Raw genomic sequence first — 19,489 nt, forward strand, 5'->3', positions numbered from 1 at the left:
GATAACACTCATGTTTATGTGGTATTCCTATCGAATATCTACTGTAGATTTCGCAATAAAAGCCTTCAGTGACACAATTGTGGCATCGTGGCTCACGCCGGAGAAACAGTCATCAGCCGCGATACGCAAACGCATTCGTGCGTGGATGCAATAGATTACGCCACGCTCAAAATCGATTCGGTTGGTTCTTTACCGTGCCTTTTCACTGGAATTTACAAAACTTTTCATAATTGTGCTTTAATGGTGGGCGGCTTTTGTTCGTTCAAATGTCTTCCTCACACACAAAGCGATCGCTGATGCTACTCACACACAAAGAAAACATTGTAAAATTTAGCTGGCTTCTACCCAGTTTCTTAAGCTTGCTCCTGTTTGGCTCCACTGTTAAAGCTAATGGTGCGATGCCTGCGGCGGGCGTAGCCATCGCAAATTGGCATTTTGATAGCAATCGCAATCATCTGGACTTCACCACAGATGAGAATGTTCAACCGAAAGTACAATTACTTAACAACCCGACTCGTCTGGTAATTGATTTGTCTGGAGTTACACTAGGATATCCACAGACTAGTCAAAGAGTGGGGTTAGTAATTAAAGACATTCGCATCGAGCAGTTTAATGCAGAGACTACCCGTATGGTAGTTACTTTAGCGCCTGGTTACACCTTTGATTTAGCACAGGTGCAACTGCAAGAGGAATCCCCCAATCATTGGTCTGTGCAGTTACCCAAGCCAATACGATTGACTGCAAACCAGCCGCAATATTTAGAGATAACTCCGAGTATTTCTCCAAGAGTTAATGATAATAGCACTCTCTTTGCTGGTGTGGTTCCAATGCATTCACCGATGAAATCGCTGGAACCTCAAATTAAAGCCTTGATGAGTCGCTACAGCTTTCTGAAAACAGGAATGTTTTTTCTGGATTTGGATACTGGGGATTATTTGGATATTGGAGGCGATCGCGTTTTCCCTGCTGCTAGTACAATCAAACTACCAATACTCATCGCCTTTTTCCAGAATTTAGATGCTGGTAAAGTCACCCTTCAGGAAAACCTAACCATGCGGCGTGACTTAGTTACTAATGGTTCTGGAAGTATGCAATATGAGCGAGTTGGGAAGAAGTACACAGCTTTGGAAACCATCACTAAGATGATTACCATTAGTGATAATACCGCCACCAACATGATTATCGATCGCTTAGGTGGAGCGGCGAAACTAAATCAGCGCTTCCGTAGTTGGGGACTGAAAGACACAGTAATTCGCCATCTTTTAGCTGACTTGAGAGGAACCAACACCACAAGTTCTCAAGATATGGCGCGGGTGCTGGCTTTAGTTGTGAATAACAAGTTAGTTTCGCCACAAAGTCGGGAGCAAGCCTTAGATATTCTGCGTCACACCACAATTCACACACTGCTTCCCGCCGGTTTGGGGAAAGGTGCAGTTATCGCCAACAAAACCGGAGATATAGGTTTTCTCATTGGCGACGCGGGGTTTGTAACTATGCCTAATGGTAAGCATTACCTGGCGGCTATCTTTGTCACTCGTCCTTATAAGGACACAAGAGGGAGAGACTTTATCCGTCAAGTTTCCCGATTAGTTTACGATTATCTGAATCAGCCAAATCCAGTTGCTGCGGTTAATTCGCCTAACAGTGTTACGAGATAGCAGCGTAATTGGCGGTTAGAAACCGCGTCTACACAAACAAAACCCACACTTCTCTACGAGACGCTGCGCGTAGCTTGCTTCCCCGGAGGGGTACGACAAGCTCAGTGACCGCCTCCGTGGGTTAAAAAACCTTAATTTTGTGTTAGTCCGCCTCCGCGGACTTTGCCTGTATAGCCGCGAATTCCATGAGACTGTTGGCGAACAAGTGAGGGGTCTTACCCCTCATAAAACAAGGCAGTAAACAGTGATCAAAATGATTGTGTGACAAAAGTGGCATAAATAATCAAATATGACTCTTCATCCGCGAGACTGGTCATCGATTCCAGAAACGACAGCGCAAGTAGCACGAAAATGCTTTCCCAAAGGAAACGTGTATATGAAAATGCGGGATGAATTGGGGGTGTTGTACCTTGATAATGACTTTCTAACACTGTTTCGGGCAGACTGTGGACAAAGCGGCATATCGCCAGGACAATTGGCATTGGTAAGTGTGATGCAATTTGGCGAAGGGTTAACAGACAGACAAGCAGCAGATGCAGTCAGGAGCAGGATTGATTGGAAATACGCATTGGGACTAGAAATTACTGATAGCGGTTTTGATTACTCAGTATTAAGTGAATTTCGCAGTCGATTAATTGCTTGCGGGCGAGAAAGGGAATTGTTAAATCTGATGCTGGTACATTTTCAAAACAAAGGTTGGCTCAAAGCTAGGGGAAAAGCCAGAACCGACTCAACTCATGTACTAGCAGGAATCCGGCAACTAAACCGCCTAGAGTGTGTTGGAGAAACCTTACGCCATGCCTTAAATCAGTTAGCAACGGTTGCTGATGAATGGTTATTAAGAATAGTCAATGAAGATTGGTATTCGCGTTATGCAACCAGATTTGAACAATACCGCTTACCAAAGTCAAAAACAGAACAACAAAGCTTGGCATTGACCATTGGCTGTGATGGTCATCATTTATTGGCAGCCTTGTATGACCCATCAAACCCAGAATGGTTACGGCATCTCAAAGCGGTAGAAACTTTACGCTGTGTGTGGATACAGCAATATGAACTACAACAGGGGCAAGTCTATTGGCGAGAAGCCGACAACTTACCACCTAACAAACAGCTCATCCAGTCTCCGTATGATATTGAAGCGCGTAACCGCACAAAAAGAGAAATGAATTGGACGGGTTATACCCTGCATCTGACAGAAACTTGTGATGACGATGCACCGCATCTAATTACCAATGTTGAAACCACGCCTGCAACCACTGGCGATGTGGAGATGACTCAGATTATTCATCAAGCTTTGGCTGATAAAAACCTCTTGCCAAATGAACACATCGTTGATACTGGTTATGTTGATGCCCAACACTTGTTAACGAGTCAGACTGAGTTAGGAATTGACATCGTTGGCAGAGTACCTCCTGATTCCAGTTGGCAAGCCCAAGCCCAACTTGGTTTTGACGCTTCAAGTTTTACTATCGATTGGCACAATCGCCGTGCTATTTGCCCACAAGGTTGCACCAGCCAATCTTGGCATTTCCGCACGGATAACTATAACAATCCTGTGATTCAAGTACGTTTTCACAAGAGTGATTGTGCTGCTTGTCCCGTCCGCTCTCAATGTACTCACTCACCGAAGTTGTCCCGTGTTCTTACCCTCAAGCCTCAACCTCTTTATGAGGCTCTTACCTCCGCTAGAGCTAGACAAAACACCCAACAGTTTAAACAACTTTATTCTAAACGTGCTGGTGTTGAAAGCTCCCTATCTCTTGGAACTCGTGCATATCAATTGCGCCGCACTCGTTACATTGGTCTTGCCAAAACCCATCTTCAACATATCGCCACTGCTGCCGCCATTAATCTCTCCCGGATGTGGGCTTGGTGGTCTAATGTTCCTATTGGCAAGACCCGTGTCTCTCGTTTTGCTGCTCTTTTTACCTCTGCTTCATCATAATCCCTTTGCCATTTTTATGGGATGTTTGGTTTCACCCTCTTTTAATTCGCCAACAGTCTCATNTCCATTCGCCCAATGCACAGCTAACTGTGCGCCCATACGGTAATTAGATAATTGTGATTTTACTTGCGGCTTTAGTAGCCTTTTCCCTAGCCTCTTGAACATTAATACCCTTCGCCAAAGCTACGCCCATTCGCCGATATGGATGAGCATTAGGTTTACCAAATAATTTAATATCTACATCCTTTTCTGACAAAGCATCGGCTACACCATTAAAAGCAATAGAATCAGATTTTTCTGATGCTAAAATTACCGCACTGGCTGAGGCTCCTAGCTGTTCTATATGAGGAATTGGCAAATCTAAAATAGCTCGTAGATGTAGTTCAAATTCATTGAGATTTTGTGAGATTAATGTCACCATTCCCGTATCGTGAGGTCTGGGAGAAAGTTCGGAAAAAATCACTTCATCTTTGGTAATGAAAAACTCAACGCCGAAAATTCCGGCTCCTCCTAAAGCATCAGTGACTTTTATAGCTATCTCTTGGGATTTTGATATTTTATCTTCAGAAATTTCTGCGGGTTGCCACGATTCTTGATAATCTCCTCGTTCTTGGCGATGACCAATGGGAGAGCAGAAAATTGTCGGTGCATTCCACTGTTTAATGGTCAGTAAAGTTATCTCAATTTCAAAGTTAATAAATTCTTCGACGATGACCTTTTGACTGTCTCCTCTAGAATTAGCGATCGCATAATTCCAAGCTTTCTCAACTTCACTCTTATCCTGCACTACAGATTGACCTTTCCCTGATGATGACATCACAGGTTTAACAACATTGGGAAAGCCAATTTTATCCGAAACTGCAATCAATTCTTCTAGAGTTGTTGCATAACCATATTTAGCTGTTCTGATGCCCAATTCTTGATGTGCCAGTTCCCGAATTCTATCGCGGTTCATTGTATAGTTCGTAGCAGCCGCAGTCGGTATAACTGTAATCCCTCGCTGTTCAAATTCGAGCAGCTTTTCTGTTCTAATTGCTTCAATTTCTGGTATAATAATATCTGGCTGATGTTTTGCCACTACAGCTTCTAAATCATCAGCACTGAGCATAGAAATAACTTCATAAGCATCAGCAACCTGCATCGCCGGAGCATTGGCGTAGCGGTCAACAGCAATCACATAATTACCAAGACGTTGAGCAGCGATCGCAAATTCTTTGCCCAGTTCTCCTGAACCCAGCAACATCAATTTTTGGGGCAACTTAATACTCATTAACTTATCCAGGTCAATATCAATTCAATCATCTTATAATTTTTTGTGTTTTCATTACTAACTTATCAAGAATTAAATATAGCTTTGCGTAGTTCTAAATCTTGACGTTGTAGATGATTTAAACCAATACCTACGCCAAGCTGACACTTATCTACTAGAGCTTCTAACCAAATAGTCTCGTTCAAAGTTGCACCTCGTAAATCTGCATTTATCAAGTTGGCTTTCGTAAAATTTACAAATAAAAGGTCTGCATTTACTAAACTACTACCTTGGAGATTTGCTTCTGACAAATTTCCTCGTATGAAGTTGACACCATCTAAAATTAAACCAGATAAATCTGCTCCCATAAGATTAGGAAACTTTAGCTGACTGGGATATTTTAAAAATCGTATTATACAGATGATATTAGCTTCATTTAGTTGAATTTTAGTTAAAAACTCATAACGAGCGATGCCCAGTTGCTTAAGAATTTGTAGGCGTTGTGGGGGACTTTGTTCTAAAAAATGGATGGCTGTGTAGCGTAGGTCTTGAGTAGAGATATTTAACATGATTTTCAGATTGCTGTGATACTTGTGTCAATAAAAAAATAACAAATAATAGATAATATAGCAGTCTTAAACCATTCATAAAAAATAAAAACCCCAATTTATTTGAGAAATTGAGGTTCTAAGTTTATTGATAACTACCTAGCTAATGTTATGCTAATAATGCTTTCGTAGCAGATTCGCCTGCTAATCTCACTTGCCTTGTCAACTGCAAGTTTAACCATCCTAGAAAAGTTAACTCAGCGAGGAATGCCATAAAAACTGTTGTCGTTCCAGAGCCTTGGATACCAGCCCAAGGAAAAGTTGAAAACAGCCATACAGTAGACATCACAGTAGACACCTGTGATGTGATGCCGATAAATTCTAAAATTATCGGTGGTAGGAACACTGCTGCACCTATAATCCGAATTGCCCAGAAAGAACGTTTGGGAGTTTTCAGCAAAAGTATCAATTGGGCGATGGTAGCGTAAATCATGATTACGCTGATAGACAAAGCTATAGCTAAAAGTACTTTAAACCTGTCAACATCGTTACCTAGCCAAGTTTGGCCATTGTTGGTATCAAAAATAGATGTAAATGAAATCCAGATTAACCAAGGGATATTAACAATTGTAAGATTAATTGCGATCGCCACGAGTGCAGGGCTTTTTTCAGCCCAAATTAAATCCTGCCAAATACTCTTCTGGCTAGAAACTCCTTGATGTCGATATCTTGCCCAATCTTGTACATCTTGACGGTGAGGAGAAAGAACTGCAATTAAACTTAAAATCAACACCAAGTTGTACAATGCTAGCAAAATGTAATTTCCCCCAACTTGTTGATCTAATGTATAACTATTTTCACCAATTTGTAGAGTAAAACCCCAGATCATCAGCTGGCAAAAGGTTACTAATAAATAACTTTGCTTTTTGCTAATTATTGAGGCTTGAGGGTTACGGAAGCAACGTTTAAGAATTTGCAAAATTCCGTAACTGCATAATCCCAAGTTTAACAAATGAAAGCCAACAACACTAATAATATTTCTCCCTAATGGTAAATAGAAAAACTGCAATTGTTTAATATTAGAGCCATTTTCTAGATTAAATAATCTAGGAAATAGATAATTAGTTGTATCCCAAGGATTAAAAAGTCTAAACCAAGCAGTTGAATTATTTAAACTATTGTTATAAGACGATGCAAGTAACATCGTTATGAACAAAAACATAAAAATTACACCACTAACTAATAAACCTAACAAAGGCTGAGAACCACTAAATGAACGACTAAATAAGCTAAGTAGTAGTGCAGCACTGTAGAAGAAAATACAACTACCAGCAAGAATTGCGTAGTAACCCAAAATGTAACTAAAAGCAATTTTGGCAGAAAGCCCAGCCCATAAATGTAAAGGAACTGCTACTAAAATCATGAGATAAATTAAACTCGGAACTCCTAGCAACTTGCCAGTCAATATACTTGTTTCTGATTGGGGACTAAGACGGATAAAGTTTAGTGTGCCGCGAGTTTCTTCTTTAGCGAAATCATTGATTAGCAAATAAGTTCCTGCAACTAGTAGTGTAAATAGAAAAATTACACTAAATGTTAGGAATATATATTCCCAATGTTCTCGCCACCACAACTGCCAATCAATTTGATTTTGAGGACAAAAGTTTTTTGAGAAGAAATCATTTAATTCATCAATTTTAGATTGATTTGATTCTTTGAAAAGCTGTGTTTGCTGCGGTTCATATATTTGACGTAAACGACAGTATGTACCAGTTAGGGAGTATTTATTATCAGGAGAATTACTTAAATGATATAAAGTAACTACCAGTTGCAATAGTAAAGATGTCACAGATGCGATCGCTACATTAACAAATTTAAATTGTCCTTTAAGTTCGCGGAATAATTGCGGATTCCAATCGCCGATTTTGTCTATTAAATTGAGCATAGTATGAAAAATTTCTCCAAAAATAGTGAGTGATATTTATTGATGAATCAAGATGCTTGTTTGTGACCTAATTTTAAGAAAATACTTTCTAAGTCTTCTTGCGTGCAGTGAAAATCAGTTAGAGGAATGCCCGCTTTGATAAGCGATCGCAATAACTCGGCACTATCTTCATCTTTGCCGGAAAAATTCACCCGCACACTGTTTTTTCCTGATATAACCTCCCATTCTTCTACTAAAGGATGATGTTTAAGTTCGTTCAAAAGTGTGTCTAAGTTCCCTAGAGTTGATAACTCAATTTGCTGATGGGCTAGACGTTGATAAAGTTGCTGTAGGGAAGTACTTTCTACCAAGAAGCCAAGTTCCATAATTCCTACAGAAGTACAAATTTCCGCTAAATCACTGAGAACGTGGGAGGAAATGATGACAGTCATTCCAGCTTCTTGCAAAGCCTTAATAATTTCGCGAAAGTGCATCCTCGCAATAGGATCAAGCCCAGAAACAGGCTCATCGAGTAATAGTAAAATTGGTTCGTGGATAATCGTTCGCGCTAAACTTAAACGCTGTTTCATTCCCCTCGACAGAGTAGAAATCTGACTATTGCGTTTATTACCAAGTTGAATAAGTTCTAAAACTTCATGTAAGCGTTTAGTGCGGCGCGGTTCTCGCAAACGATATAAACGCGCAAAGTAATCTAAGTAATCCCAGACTGTCAAATCTTCATATAGTGGGTAGTCATCGGGTAAATAGCCAAGATGACGCTTAAGTTTGAGGTTACTGTTGTCACGGATGAGGCGATCGCCATTAATATAAATCTCACCCGTAGTTGCTTCCTCAGCAGTCGCCAACATACGGATGAGAGTTGTTTTACCCGCGCCATTCGGCCCAATCAGTCCATATACTTCCCCGGTCTGGATTTCTAAATCAACATCATTGACAGCAACGTGCCGGTCAAATTGCTTAGTGAGTCCACGGGTGCAAATTGTTAATTCTTTTACCATCGCTGCTAGGGTGCGGCTTGTGATTAACCGCTAACCTAACTTTTTTTACAGCTTTTGTCAGGATGGTTTCCAAAATTGAAACTAGCTTTCAGAAAAATAGCGATATAAAAAAGTAGGTGAAGTATATACCCTATATACTTTTTAATTCGTATTTTGCTATTTAGGAAATATTTGTAAATGAAAGCTTGCCTCACAATCAAGTTATTTCCGATAGTGGTGGAATGACGCTATTAATTCCATTACCTGATCGCCCTTAATTTTCAAACTTTATGCTGTGTCTCCTTTGTGGCTTTTATCTCTTTTATTAAGAAAGATGTGATTAATGCATAGAGGGATACGATTAAAATAGGTTCAACAAAGCCTGTTTAAACTCTGCTGCACTCTGAAAATAAATTCCGGCTTTTCTATCAAAGCTAAATCAATCACCTCTGCAAGTTGTTTGGGTATATTTGCATCACGCTGGCGAATGGGTACGGGGTCATTTTGCAACACTGCTAAAAATGGGTCGCCAGTAGTGAAATTACGCGGAAAAGTTCCAGTAAGCATATAATAAAAACACGCAGCCGCAGCCCATACATCTACTTCTGGCTTGGCATATTTATAATCAAGCAGTTGCTGACGACACATTAAAACCGGAGTACCTGCTTTATTTCCTGTTAATGTTTGACCGCTTAAACCTGCTAAGTCAAATGCTTTTGCTAAACCATAATCGCCTATTTTTGCTGTGATTTTACCCTGAACGTAACCCAAGAAAATATTACTTGGTTTTAAGTCGCGGTGAACTAAACCCACACCTTTGGCAAATCCACCTTTACGTAGCTTAACATTAGGTATTTCAGCATTGTGAGCGTATTTTAAACCCTTTAAAACTTGAAGAATAATTGGTACTGCAATATCTATCGATAATCTTCCTCCTTGTTTTTCCATTAAATCAGCAACAGTACCAGCTTCGCAATATTCTATTGTGAAAAAGAAAATATTTTCAGAGTAGCCATAATCGAGTAATTTCACAATATTTGGATGTCGTAATACTTTAGTGTTTTCCGTCTCCCGCATAAACATTTGTATCGCCCAATCATAAGTTGCAACCGCAGGTAACATTACTTTTAAAGCTACAAAATTACCTGTTTGATTGTGCTGTGCTAAATAAACTTCTCCAAAGCCGCCTTTCCCTAGTAATTTAATAATATTAAAATCGCGGATTGCAAGTAATTTTTTATCGCCACCTGCGGCTAAACCTAATAAGCGTTTGATATATTCTAATAAATTTGGTGAATTTGGTGCTTGTACTGCTTGTGCTATTGGGTATTGATTTTGATAATTTATATTAGGATTTGCAGGCGATAAGTTAAAAGTACCTTGTGAACTCAAGTCAGTTTCAATACTAACTACAAATACTGTATGACTCAGTTTAATTTCATCGTTGTCTTGTAAATCATATTCAGAAAATTTAACTTTTGCACCTTCTTCTGGTGTTTGATGTGCTTCGCGTTGCCCGATTTTTTTATCATTAACGTATGTACCATTTTTACTACCAAAGTCGCGTATACGAATAGCTGGAGGATTGATATCTAATAAACAGTGATAGCGGGAAATGGTACGATGGTCTTCATCATCTGGTAGTTGGGGATTGCAATCTTCTGACCTACCGATAATACAGGTTGTGCGAGAGTCGAAAGTATATTGCCTTCCTGGTAATTTGCCTTCGGTAATTGTGAGGGTGATTTTTGGGGGCATTGTCTATTGAGGATTTTATGTATTGATTTTAATCTGACAGATAATCGGGATACAGAAGGTAATGATGCTGCTTTCTTTGCTGCTTGTGCGTATGCAAATGGTGCAGTGTGGGAGACTATTTCTGGAAAATCAGATTCAGCAAGGCGTTTAGAATTTTGGTTGTGGTGGTTAAATGTTGCTATTCCCAGTGCATGGGAGGCTATAGAAGAAGATGAGAAGATACATATTCCTTTGCCTGAAGCTTCTTAAATCAAAGATGGTGCGTTAGGGCTAATTTAATATTTTTAAATGAAACCATAATTTTATCGTGCCGTAACACACCAGACTATCAATGAGTGGGAAGCCAATAATGGAGAAATAGAAAAAGTAGCGGAAAAATTTATTTTTGCTAACTGTTATAACCCGCAGTTTGTCGGTAGGGTACTACAAAAGCAAGGGGAGGATGAGGAGGAAGCGCAGTGCCATGTATCGGAACGCCTGAACCCGCAAGGCTTCGTAGAAAGTGAGTGTTGACAAATCTTTTGAAAAATCTGTAAGCCTTATTATGTTACATTCTACAATTATTGACGCGAGAGAAAAAAAGTATACACTCCCGAACTCCCAAAACCTCTCTACCGTTCCTTTCTTTTTCCTCTTTTTCCGTAACGAATCCCCCCCCCGTACGCCCTGGAGTTGTGTAGAAAAATGGTCCCATCTCTGTCTGGGTAAAAATAGGAAGGTGGGCTAATGGTGCTTTCCTACTAAAAACTACATCTTTTATCAAAATCCATCCTTTCGTATTTCTCCAACCAACGCGATCGCAAAACGCCTGCCAAATTTTGCCGTCGTAAAGTCTGGTTCCCCCCAGACTTTGATAAATAAGCTTTTGCACTGAAAAGCCAAAATATCCATTGCTATACTTTACCCAAAGTTGGTCAATAATGCGGAGGCCTTCACAAGGAAAACTATCAATGCTTTCATTATCAAGCCAGGCTTCCTTTTCTCTCCCTGCTACTGCCAGGATAACTCGGTTTGTTTCCTCATTAGCTTCTTTCCACTCCCCTGCTGCGAGCAAATCCCGCAGTCGGGTATAGTCCATCTTTGAGGATTTTAGATTTTGGATTTCCTGTATTTGTTGTCTCGAATGAGATTTTGGATTTAGTAATTCTAACCATTCTCGTACCGTCTGCGGTCTATCTTGCGGTTCTAATGGGTTGAGTCGATGGGGGATATTATTCCCCGCACCTCTCAGTTAAATCTGGGCGTGCGACTTTCACCGCACCCAGCTTCCGATGTTCTCAGCTTGCGCTTTTGCTCATGTGTTCGTAATCGTGGCAACTCTCATGAATTGCTTTGAGATTATTTTTCTTCCAGTTGGCGTGTTTTCCGTCGATGTGATGCAGGTGAACCCGTTCCTCATCGATGAACTTTAAACCGCAGGAAGCACATCTATGGTTTTGCTTCTTAAGAGCTTTAGAGGTTTCGCTGTCATAGAGCTTACTTTTACGTTCACTCCAGTAGGCTATATTTCCGTCATAGGGGGATTTTATTCCTTGAACCATGACGTGTTTATTTTCGGAGTAAGGAACTGCTGGGAATGCTTTGTCTAGTAATTTCTTACTGGAGTCGCGGTTTTGTTTGGTTTCCTTGTTGAATACCGTGTAAGTTCTTTTTTGGATGTGGTATAACGAGTTTCTAGACCCGTCCATCTTGCAGAACTTATGGTAGTTTCTCCAACCTCTAACTACCGGGGCTAATTTCTCCGCCTTTGTGGTAGCACCATAATTCGAGTTGTTGACGATGTGTTTTACTTTCTTACGAAAAGCTCTGAAGTTATCCACTGAGGGATTACATCTGAACTTTCCGTTTTTCTGGACTTTAAAATGCCAGCCGAGGAAATCAAACCCATCTGTCGCGGCGGTAACTTTGGTTTTCTTTTGGCTTACATTCATTCCGCGCTTGCGGAGGAACTCGCTGATTCTTTCAAGTATTTCTGTCGCATCATCTTCGGGTCGGAGTATAATAACCATGTCATCCGCGTATCGGATTGATGGTTCAGAAATATCACTGGCTGAGGTTTTATCAGTGATTCTGAATCCTTGGTTCCTATGATATCTGTGTATATTCTCAATCCCGTTGAGCGCAATATTAGCTAGTAAAGGACTGACCACTCCCCCTTGTGGGGTTCCTTGTTCGGGGAATTCTGGATTGACTCCAGCCTTGAGGCATCGGTATATTCCGAGTTTTAAGCCTTTTGGAGCAATGAGTTCGTCCATTATTGCTGAGTGATTAATCCTGTCGAAGCATTTTTCAATATCGAGTTCAATAACTCGTTTTTCTATTCCATTGCAAAAGGAGTTGAGGTTGTTGAAGATGTACTTTTGTGCATCATGGGCAGAGCGCCCAGTTCTGAACCCATAGCTCCTGGCGTGGAAAGTGGCTTCGTGTGCTGGTTCGAGTGCATATTTTGCGAGGCACTGCCAAGCTCTATCCGCGATGGTTGGTATCTTAAGCATTCTGGTAGTTCCGTCCTTTTTAGGGATGGGGATTTCCCGTAAGCCTTGATGTTTCCAATTTCCACTATTCATTTTCATTAGTTCTTCAAGGTTGAAGCGTTCTTTAAATGAGAGGGATTTCTTACCATCAATACCCGCCGTTTTTTTGCCAGCGTTTAGCTGAGATACTTGTCTTATTGCAAGAAATCGAGCCGAGGTGGATTTTAAAATAAGCTTTTGGAGTGACCGAGCTTTCCGCTTGTCTCCAACTTGAACAGCTTTAAATACGCGCTTTTGAAGGCGGAAAAGATTTCGGCGGAATTTCTTCCACGGTAAAGCTCTCCAAGATTCACTAGTATGTTTACTGTGTCTAATCATTTTCTCTTCTCTAGTTTGTATTTTCTGAACACCTCAGACCAGTTACGGTCTGTCCTACCCGACTTGTGAGAGTTCCGCTTCTCGTTTAGCCTACTTGGGGTTCGACTGCCCCATGACTCACAAATCGTTTTTATTCGTTCCCTCGGAGAGATTGATTGTTCCGTTAGATGTAGCCACTTCGACTGCTGGATTCCCTGGACTCTTACCGATACTGAAAAGAAATGTTCGGCGGGAATGGACTCCAGTGAGGTCAGGGATTTTGCGTTGCGCCCTGCCTTCAAATAAGTCGCTTTTCTAGGCTCTGTTTCATCATAGGAACTCCCTGTTAGCGCCAGTGTCAACCCGCAACGGTCGTCTGGTTGCGCCCTGTTCCCAGCTTCACTCTACAAGAACCGAGCTTGTTCGGTGTGGGCAGATAAGGAGTCAATTCTGAGTCTGAATGGTAGGGCTTTCACCTACATCTGACCGAGAGTTCAGCCTTTGGTGACAGTAATCTGCTGTCGGGCTGGCTTAGTTATGTACGGACTGGATACCGAGATTCACTATGCAACGAATCGCACNTTTTCTTTTGATAGTTCCAGCATCCAGAGTTTTAATCCCTATTGACCCCAGATGAATAGTACGTACAATTATACGTAGGGACTAATAATTTTCTTAAATCGGCGTTGACTAAAAACGCATAACCTATGTCTATTGGGACTTTCGGCAATATCTACTCAGATGAGTTAATTACAGCCACTGAGTTAAATCGTCAGCCTGGGCGAGTGCTGGACAAAGCTTTAGAACGTCCAGTGACAATTACTCGCAACGATCAGTCTTTTGCATTGTTGCGCCGGGAGAAAGTGACTTTTCTCATAAAGGCAGCAACACAGAGTCAAGCTGTTTTTGAGGCATTAACTGTCGCCTTCTCTTTGTTACTGGGAAAGGAAATCGGTTTTGAACATTCTTATGGATGGCTGAGTGTGTTTAAAGAAGATGATCTGCAAGACTTTATCAAGGAGCTAAGTGAGGCTTTTCGGTTGATAGATTCCTCAACTACAGCATGGGAGATAATTGACGCGATCATCCATGAATGGCATGAAAGCGCCTTAGCGATCGCTAGTCCTGAACTGGCAGATGCTTTTAGTGTCGAGACTGATGAAGTACTATTAAAGCCGCCATCTACTTAGAATGCTGTCTGAATGAGAGTATGTCAGATAACCAAGAAGAACATCCAATAGTTGAGAATGTGGAGCCGCCATTCGTTAAACTGACGGCTCCAGCATTATCTGAGATAGAAAGCACTTGGTTGGTGGTAGCTAAAAATCGTCGGGTGAATCGGGGCTGGGAAGCTTTAATGCAGCGCCATCCAGAAAACACACGTCGTTGTTACGAGGATTTATGTACTGCACCAACCACCAGACAGCCTGGGCGTGTTTTTCCTTTAAAGGGCAAACCCTACAAGGGGGCATGGGAATATGAGGTAACAAAAGGGGACAGAGTGTTTTACGTTCCTGATGAAGAACAATTGAAAGTCGTTGTCTACTACGCAGGAAAACATCCAAATCCTTCACCCACACCGTAATTCGTAGCAATAAGGAGGAGTGGGCTAAAAATAAATCTGTAAACTATGATTTATTCAATACACAGTATTTGTGTCGGCATAACCTTGGATATTTTCTGGATCGAACTGACGTAATATTTTGGTTGCTTGGCGAGTCAGAGTTTCAGAACCTTCAACGGCAACTAAATATTTACCTGCATCTAAGCGGTTGCGATAAGGTAAAGCATCACCACCACCGATAAGTAAACCGACTCCGCCACCGACAACAACACCACCCATCGCACCACTAGCAGCACCCAGCAGTCCGCCAACAATGTGATTGCCAACTTCACCCGCCCAGGCAAAAGTATCTAAACCAGTAATCAGGCTGAATGTAAAACCTGCAAAAAAGCCAAATGGTATCAGCCAGGTTGCCATCTGTTTTGCTTGCTTTTTAGCTGGATCTTTGGGGTCAATTAAGCCAAACTCGTCAGCCGTTTTATACCCCCTCCCCAAAATAGTGCTGTTAATGCCTTCTCTTTCTAAAGCTAAGTAAGCAGCTTCGGCTTGAATGCGGTCTGGTAATACGGCAACAAGGTAATTCATTGATTTTACAATTTGTCTAATAGAAGTTTTGCCTTAATTAACAGCGTATCAGTCCTGGTCGATTGAACCTCGCATGACTAGAAGTCACACACCTGAATTACTCTAAGACTTACATCAGAAGTTAGGAGGCTCACATCTTGCACCAAAGCACTGAAAGGACTACATACACAAACGCAGTGGGTAGTCCGCCTGCGCGGACTAAGGTTAGATTAAGGGTTTTGAAGCCGCTTTGCCTCTATGTTTGGGTAGGCGCGATTTTAATCTCACGATTAAAATGCGGGACGATCATTTTAGCAAATCTAGTGGCTCACAAAAATTGTTTACGCCTTGCTTGAGGACATATAGCAAAACTGGCGTTGCCAAAATCTTAGGAAATGTTGGCGTTGTTTTTAAACGTTCCATCATCTTCTGAAGAGAAGTATTAAGCAAATCTTCTCGATATTCTTGTTCGCAAATGACCACACGCCATTTTCTAGCCAAGGCATCTAACCACTCGGAATTTGCTCTTTCTGGTTGTTGTCCTGCTCGGATAGCTAGCGTCATCGCTGCATCTGGTTGAGTCGATGGGGGATATTATTCCCCGCACCTCTCAGTTAGATCCGTGCGTACCCGTTTCCGTGTACACGGCTCCCGATGTTCTTAGCTTGCGCTTTTGCTCATGTGTTTGTAATCGTGGCAACTCTCGTGAATTGCTTCAAGATTACTTTTCTTCCAGTTGGCATGATTTCCGTCGATGTGGTGCAGGTGTACCTTTTCTTCATCAATGAATTTCAAACCGCAGGAGGCACATTTATGGTTTTGCTTCTTAAGAGCTTTAGAGGTTTCGCCATCGTAGAGCTTGCTTCTGCGTTCGCTCCAGTAGGCTATATTTCCGTCATAGGGGGATTTTATTCCTTGAACCATGACGTGTTTATTTTCGGAGTAGGGAACTGCTGGGAGTGCTTTGTCTAGTAGTTTCTTACTAGAGTAGCGGTTTTGCTTGGTTTCCTTGTTGAATACCGTGTAAGCTCTTTTTTGGATGTGGTATAACGAGTTTCTAGACCCGTCCATCTTGCAGAACTTATGGTAATTTCTCCAACCTCTTACTACTGGGGCTAATTTCTCAGCCTTTGTGGTAGCACCATAATTCGAGTTGTTGATGATGTGTTTTACTTTCTTACGAAAAGCTTTAAAGTTGTCCACTGAGGGAATACTTCTGAACTTTCCGTTTTTCTGGACTTTAAAGTGCCAGCCGAGGAAATCAAACCCATCTGTCGCGGCGGTAACTTTGGTTTTCTTTTGGCTTACATTCATTCCGCGTTTGCGGAGGAACTCGCTGATTCTTTCAAGTATCTCTATCGCATCGTCTTCGGGTCGAAGTATAATAACCATGTCATCCGCGTATCGGACTGATGGTTCGACAATTTTCTCGGACGAGGTTTTCGGTGTGATACTTCTACTGTTTTTGTATTCGGCGTGGTATCTGTGAATACTCTCAATCCCGTTGAGCGCGATGTTAGCTAGTAACGGACTGACCACTCCCCCTTGAGGTGTTCCTTGTTCGGGGAATTCTGGGTTTACTCCTGCCTTAAGGCATCGGAAGATACCGAGTTTTAAGCCTTTGGGGGCAATGAGTTCGTCCATTATTGCTGAGTGGTTAATCCTGTCGAAGCATTTTTCGATATCGAGTTCAATAACTCGTTTTTCTATTCCTTTGCAGGAGGAACGTAGGTTATTGTAGATGTATTTTTGAGCATCATGGGCAGAGCGCCCAGTTCTAAACCCGTAGCTCCTGGCGTGGAACGTTGCTTCGTGTGCTGCTTCTAGTGCATATTTTGCGAGGCATTGCCAAGCTCTATCCGCGATGGTTGGTATTTTAAGCATTCTGGTAGTCCCGTCCTTTTTAGGGATGGGGATTTCCCGTAGTCCTTGATGCTTCCAGTTTCCACTATTCATTTTCAGTAGTTCTTCAAGATTGAAGCGTTCTTCAAATGAGAGGGATTTCTTACCATCAATACCAGCCGTCTTTTTACCAGCATTTAGCTGAGATACAAGTCTAATTGCAAGAAATCGAGCCGAGGTGGATTTTAGAATAAGCTTTTGGAGTGACCTAGCTTTCCGTTTGTCTCCAACTTGAACGGCTTTGTACACGCGCTTTTGAAGGCGGAAAAGGTTACGGCGGAACTTCTTCCACGGTAAAGCTTTCCAAGATTCACTGGTTTTACAACTGTGTCTAATCATTTTCTCTTCTAGAGTTTGTGTATTCTGAACACCTCAGACCAATTACGGTCTGTCCTACCCGACTTGCGAGGATTCCGCTTCTCGTCTAGCCTACCTGGGGTTCGACTGCCCCAAGACCCGCAACTCGTTTTTATTCGTTCCCTCGGAGAGATTGATAGTTCCTTTTAGATGTAGCCAATTCAACTACTGGATTCCCTGGACTCTTGCCTGTTACTTCAGAATATTTTGGCGGGAATGAATCTCCAGTGAGGTCAGGGATTTTGTGTTGCGCCCTGCCTTGCAGTAAGTCGCTTTTATAGGCTCTGTTTCATCGTGGGAACTCCCTATTAGCGCCAGTGTCAACCCGCAACGGTCGTCTGATTGCGCCCTGTTCCCAGCTTCACTCTACAAGAACCGAGCTTGTTCGGTGTGGGCAGATAAGGAGTCAATTCTGAGTCTGAATGGTAGGGCTTTCACCTACATCTGACCGAGAGTTCAGCCTTTAGTGACAGTAATCTGCTGTGGGCTGGATTAGTTATTTACGGACTGATTACCGTGATTCACTAATCAACGAATCGCACTCCAAATCTCCATCACAGTCTTCAATTAAATCCAGCGCTTCCATATCGCTAGGATCGTCTGCCAATTGAGAGCGAAACTGTGCAATTTCTTGAGATGTTACTTTAGTCATGAGTCTTTGACAAGGCAAGCGATACCTACGGCGGTAAACTACGAACACTCAGTTATGTTAGTCCAAATTGGACTATAGCGCTTCTCTGTTAAGTCCAATACAGACCTCCCAAAAACAACTCCTTCTCTATGACTTCTCCCTAACCCTCTTTTCAGAGGAGCGTAAAAACTTTTGTTACCGGAAGAAAGGGAGTAAAATTCTAAGTCTATAATAGTAGTCTATTCTCGATAGACTCAAAAGCAATCTTATTAACTCTCGTTTATTGCTAAAGGTTTAAACGTCTCCGAATAGCCTCTATCCTAGACATTGCTTTGAGTCGCGGAAACTAAACTAAACGATAAACCCTCATTTTTTCGTTGGTTCTTAACGTCGGTTGGAATCAAGAGGAATTTTAGATGCGTTTGCCTATAAAACATCGGTTGAAAAACTTATTTTGTGTTTTTTGTCAAACTACAAAATGTTTCCGATTTTTTTGAAAGAAATTATTGTCATATTTATTATTGGTAAAACATAGCATAAATTTTATAATTTTGAGGTGAAAATTGCTGATTGAGGTAAATAAAATATGCAATTTCCTGCAATAAAATCTATTGTGAAGGACTTTTCCATATCAACTGGTCTATATAGACCAATTAGGAATTTCTATCGTTTTTTAAATCAAAAGCAGTTAAAAGATCAGTTAAGTTATTTTGAACAAGAAGTTTCTTTCTACTCAAAACTCTTAGATTATAATAATCTCTGCTTCGATGTTGGTGCAAACATAGGTGCAAAATCAGAGGCATTTCTAATAGCAGGTGCAAGAGTTGTGGCATTTGAACCGCAGCCCGAATGCATGAGAGAATTGAAAGCTCGATGTAGTCATTATGGCAGTAAATTTCATCCTGTTCAGAAGGCGGTTGGTGCAAAACCCGGAGAAGCAACATTATACACTCGCGAACGAAGTGGAATCGCAAGTTTTTATGAGGATTGGCTAGGCACTGTACAAAGCAGTATCCAAGTTTCTATCACAACTCTTGACCGAGCAATTGATGAATTTGGAAAACCAGACTACTGTAAAATTGATGTTGAAGGGTGGGAGCTTGAAGTTTTAAAAGGGCTGACACAACCGATTTCTTTGCTGTCATTTGAATATCACATAACAGAACGCGAAATTCATACCACTAGAGCTTGCATAAATTACCTATCCAATCTTGGAAAGATATTGATTAATGTTATACCTGCTGAAATGCATTCATTTGTATTTCAAGAATGGTTGTCTCCAGATGAGTTTCTAAAGCGCTTTCCTGAAGATGTAGCAGACCTTGGAAAAGACGGCTACGGTGAAATTTGGGTTCGTAGTTGTTAATCAGATTTTGTTCGCGTAATCCTTTAGCGATCGCTAAAGAATTTCTAAAAAATCATACCAGTTCAATTAATGATTGCAACACATCCTTGGGTAAAGACGCGATGAATCGCGTCTCTACAAATGGTCTATTTGTCTTTTTTCAAATTGGTATCACAATTTACAATACTATCTTTTGGACTAAAAAGCCTCAT

General features: G+C 41.3%; 16 protein-coding genes and 1 pseudogene. 6 read left to right on the forward strand and 11 right to left on the reverse strand.

Annotated elements, in window-relative coordinates:
- The first annotated feature begins 296 nt into the window (after nucleotides 1–296).
- Entirely contained in the window at nucleotides 297–1,658 is a 1,362-nt protein-coding gene (locus CDG76_RS05670) for a serine hydrolase (protein WP_094348112.1), read from the forward strand.
- 289 nt (nucleotides 1,659–1,947) lie between these two features.
- The gene (locus CDG76_RS05675; protein WP_094348113.1) at nucleotides 1,948–3,606 is read left to right on the forward strand and encodes an IS1182 family transposase; all 1,659 of its coding nucleotides are present in this window, start codon (nucleotides 1,948–1,950) and stop codon (nucleotides 3,604–3,606) included.
- A 106-nt stretch (nucleotides 3,607–3,712) separates the two neighbouring features.
- Here the strand turns inward: CDG76_RS05675 and purT are convergent, their stop codons facing one another.
- The 5 genes from purT to CDG76_RS05700 all read right to left on the reverse strand — a co-directional run bounded on the left by purT (nucleotide 3,713) and on the right by CDG76_RS05700 (nucleotide 10,083).
- On the reverse strand, nucleotides 3,713–4,876 hold the full coding sequence (purT, locus tag CDG76_RS05680) for a formate-dependent phosphoribosylglycinamide formyltransferase (RefSeq protein WP_190240772.1): 1,164 nt from the start codon (nucleotides 4,874–4,876) through the stop codon (nucleotides 3,713–3,715).
- 65 nt (nucleotides 4,877–4,941) lie between these two features.
- Complete coding sequence (locus CDG76_RS05685; RefSeq protein ID WP_094348115.1) at nucleotides 4,942–5,424, reverse strand: pentapeptide repeat-containing protein; 483 nt, start codon at nucleotides 5,422–5,424, stop codon at nucleotides 4,942–4,944.
- Between the two features lie 148 nt (nucleotides 5,425–5,572).
- Nucleotides 5,573–7,348 carry an ABC transporter permease subunit gene (locus tag CDG76_RS05690; RefSeq protein ID WP_094348116.1) on the reverse strand — a complete coding sequence of 592 codons (1,776 nt, stop codon included), beginning with the start codon at nucleotides 7,346–7,348 and terminating at the stop codon, nucleotides 5,573–5,575.
- Nucleotides 7,349–7,395: 47 nt separating this feature from the next.
- Nucleotides 7,396–8,346, reverse strand: a complete 951-nt coding sequence (locus CDG76_RS05695) for an ABC transporter ATP-binding protein (RefSeq protein WP_094348117.1) — start codon at nucleotides 8,344–8,346, stop codon at nucleotides 7,396–7,398.
- Between the two features lie 351 nt (nucleotides 8,347–8,697).
- A complete protein-coding gene (locus tag CDG76_RS05700; protein WP_223265142.1) occupies nucleotides 8,698–10,083 on the reverse strand; it encodes a protein kinase domain-containing protein in 1,386 nt (461 codons plus the stop codon).
- Between the two features lie 6 nt (nucleotides 10,084–10,089).
- Between CDG76_RS05700 and CDG76_RS05705 the strand changes: the two genes are divergently transcribed.
- Nucleotides 10,090–10,332 carry an Imm5 family immunity protein gene (locus CDG76_RS05705; RefSeq protein ID WP_094348118.1) on the forward strand — a complete coding sequence of 81 codons (243 nt, stop codon included), beginning with the start codon at nucleotides 10,090–10,092 and terminating at the stop codon, nucleotides 10,330–10,332.
- A 298-nt stretch (nucleotides 10,333–10,630) separates the two neighbouring features.
- Here the strand turns inward: CDG76_RS05705 and CDG76_RS05710 are convergent, their stop codons facing one another.
- Nucleotides 10,631–11,161: a GUN4 domain-containing protein gene (locus CDG76_RS05710; protein WP_094348119.1), complete on the reverse strand. Its 531-nt coding sequence runs from the start codon at nucleotides 11,159–11,161 to the stop codon at nucleotides 10,631–10,633.
- A gap of 199 nt (nucleotides 11,162–11,360) precedes the next feature.
- Entirely contained in the window at nucleotides 11,361–12,935 is a 1,575-nt protein-coding gene (locus tag CDG76_RS05715; protein ID WP_094347454.1) for a group II intron reverse transcriptase/maturase, read from the reverse strand.
- Between the two features lie 686 nt (nucleotides 12,936–13,621).
- On the opposite strand from CDG76_RS05715, the gene CDG76_RS05720 reads away from it, so the two are divergent.
- Together CDG76_RS05720 and CDG76_RS05725 are read left to right on the forward strand one after the other, a co-directional pair.
- The gene (locus CDG76_RS05720) at nucleotides 13,622–14,104 is read left to right on the forward strand and encodes a hypothetical protein (RefSeq protein WP_094348120.1); all 483 of its coding nucleotides are present in this window, start codon (nucleotides 13,622–13,624) and stop codon (nucleotides 14,102–14,104) included.
- Between the two features lie 20 nt (nucleotides 14,105–14,124).
- A complete protein-coding gene (locus CDG76_RS05725) occupies nucleotides 14,125–14,499 on the forward strand; it encodes a hypothetical protein (RefSeq protein ID WP_094348121.1) in 375 nt (124 codons plus the stop codon).
- A gap of 54 nt (nucleotides 14,500–14,553) precedes the next feature.
- Here CDG76_RS05725 and CDG76_RS05730 read toward each other — a convergent pair whose 3' ends face one another.
- From CDG76_RS05730 to CDG76_RS37085, 4 genes and pseudogenes are all read right to left on the reverse strand, one after another.
- The gene (locus CDG76_RS05730; protein WP_094348122.1) at nucleotides 14,554–15,063 is read right to left on the reverse strand and encodes a hypothetical protein; all 510 of its coding nucleotides are present in this window, start codon (nucleotides 15,061–15,063) and stop codon (nucleotides 14,554–14,556) included.
- A gap of 285 nt (nucleotides 15,064–15,348) precedes the next feature.
- A pseudogene (locus tag CDG76_RS05735) lies at nucleotides 15,349–15,615 on the reverse strand (hypothetical protein); the annotation flags it as partial.
- Nucleotides 15,616–15,702: 87 nt separating this feature from the next.
- Nucleotides 15,703–17,283, reverse strand: a complete 1,581-nt coding sequence (locus CDG76_RS05740) for a group II intron reverse transcriptase/maturase (RefSeq protein ID WP_094347231.1) — start codon at nucleotides 17,281–17,283, stop codon at nucleotides 15,703–15,705.
- A gap of 529 nt (nucleotides 17,284–17,812) precedes the next feature.
- Entirely contained in the window at nucleotides 17,813–17,953 is a 141-nt protein-coding gene (locus tag CDG76_RS37085) for a hypothetical protein (RefSeq protein ID WP_190240804.1), read from the reverse strand.
- A 565-nt stretch (nucleotides 17,954–18,518) separates the two neighbouring features.
- On the opposite strand from CDG76_RS37085, the gene CDG76_RS05745 reads away from it, so the two are divergent.
- Nucleotides 18,519–19,298: an FkbM family methyltransferase gene (locus CDG76_RS05745; RefSeq protein WP_094348123.1), complete on the forward strand. Its 780-nt coding sequence runs from the start codon at nucleotides 18,519–18,521 to the stop codon at nucleotides 19,296–19,298.
- Nucleotides 19,299–19,489: the final 191 nt, after the last annotated feature.

Origin of the sequence: Nostoc sp. 'Peltigera membranacea cyanobiont' 210A (assembly GCF_002246015.1) — a bacterium.
Taxonomy (GTDB): Bacteria; Cyanobacteriota; Cyanobacteriia; order Cyanobacteriales; family Nostocaceae; genus Nostoc.

What these genes read in the sequence shown, in the direction of transcription:
- CDG76_RS05670 (WP_094348112.1), top strand. Translation starts at nt 297, where the DNA reads ATGCTACTCACACACAAAGAAAACATTGTAAAATTTAGCTGGCTTCTA.
- CDG76_RS05675 (WP_094348113.1), top strand. Translation starts at nt 1,948, where the DNA reads ATGACTCTTCATCCGCGAGACTGGTCATCGATTCCAGAAACGACAGCG.
- purT (WP_190240772.1), bottom strand. Translation starts at nt 4,876, where the DNA reads ATGAGTATTAAGTTGCCCCAAAAATTGATGTTGCTGGGTTCAGGAGAA.
- CDG76_RS05685 (WP_094348115.1), bottom strand. Translation starts at nt 5,424, where the DNA reads ATGTTAAATATCTCTACTCAAGACCTACGCTACACAGCCATCCATTTT.
- CDG76_RS05690 (WP_094348116.1), bottom strand. Translation starts at nt 7,348, where the DNA reads ATGCTCAATTTAATAGACAAAATCGGCGATTGGAATCCGCAATTATTC.
- CDG76_RS05695 (WP_094348117.1), bottom strand. Translation starts at nt 8,346, where the DNA reads ATGGTAAAAGAATTAACAATTTGCACCCGTGGACTCACTAAGCAATTT.
- CDG76_RS05700 (WP_223265142.1), bottom strand. Translation starts at nt 10,083, where the DNA reads ATGCCCCCAAAAATCACCCTCACAATTACCGAAGGCAAATTACCAGGA.
- CDG76_RS05710 (WP_094348119.1), bottom strand. Translation starts at nt 11,161, where the DNA reads ATGGACTATACCCGACTGCGGGATTTGCTCGCAGCAGGGGAGTGGAAA.
- CDG76_RS05715 (WP_094347454.1), bottom strand. Translation starts at nt 12,935, where the DNA reads ATGATTAGACACAGTAAACATACTAGTGAATCTTGGAGAGCTTTACCG.
- CDG76_RS05720 (WP_094348120.1), top strand. Translation starts at nt 13,622, where the DNA reads ATGTCTATTGGGACTTTCGGCAATATCTACTCAGATGAGTTAATTACA.
- CDG76_RS05725 (WP_094348121.1), top strand. Translation starts at nt 14,125, where the DNA reads ATGTCAGATAACCAAGAAGAACATCCAATAGTTGAGAATGTGGAGCCG.
- CDG76_RS05730 (WP_094348122.1), bottom strand. Translation starts at nt 15,063, where the DNA reads ATGAATTACCTTGTTGCCGTATTACCAGACCGCATTCAAGCCGAAGCT.
- CDG76_RS05740 (WP_094347231.1), bottom strand. Translation starts at nt 17,283, where the DNA reads ATGATTAGACACAGTTGTAAAACCAGTGAATCTTGGAAAGCTTTACCG.
- CDG76_RS37085 (WP_190240804.1), bottom strand. Translation starts at nt 17,953, where the DNA reads ATGACTAAAGTAACATCTCAAGAAATTGCACAGTTTCGCTCTCAATTG.
- CDG76_RS05745 (WP_094348123.1), top strand. Translation starts at nt 18,519, where the DNA reads ATGCAATTTCCTGCAATAAAATCTATTGTGAAGGACTTTTCCATATCA.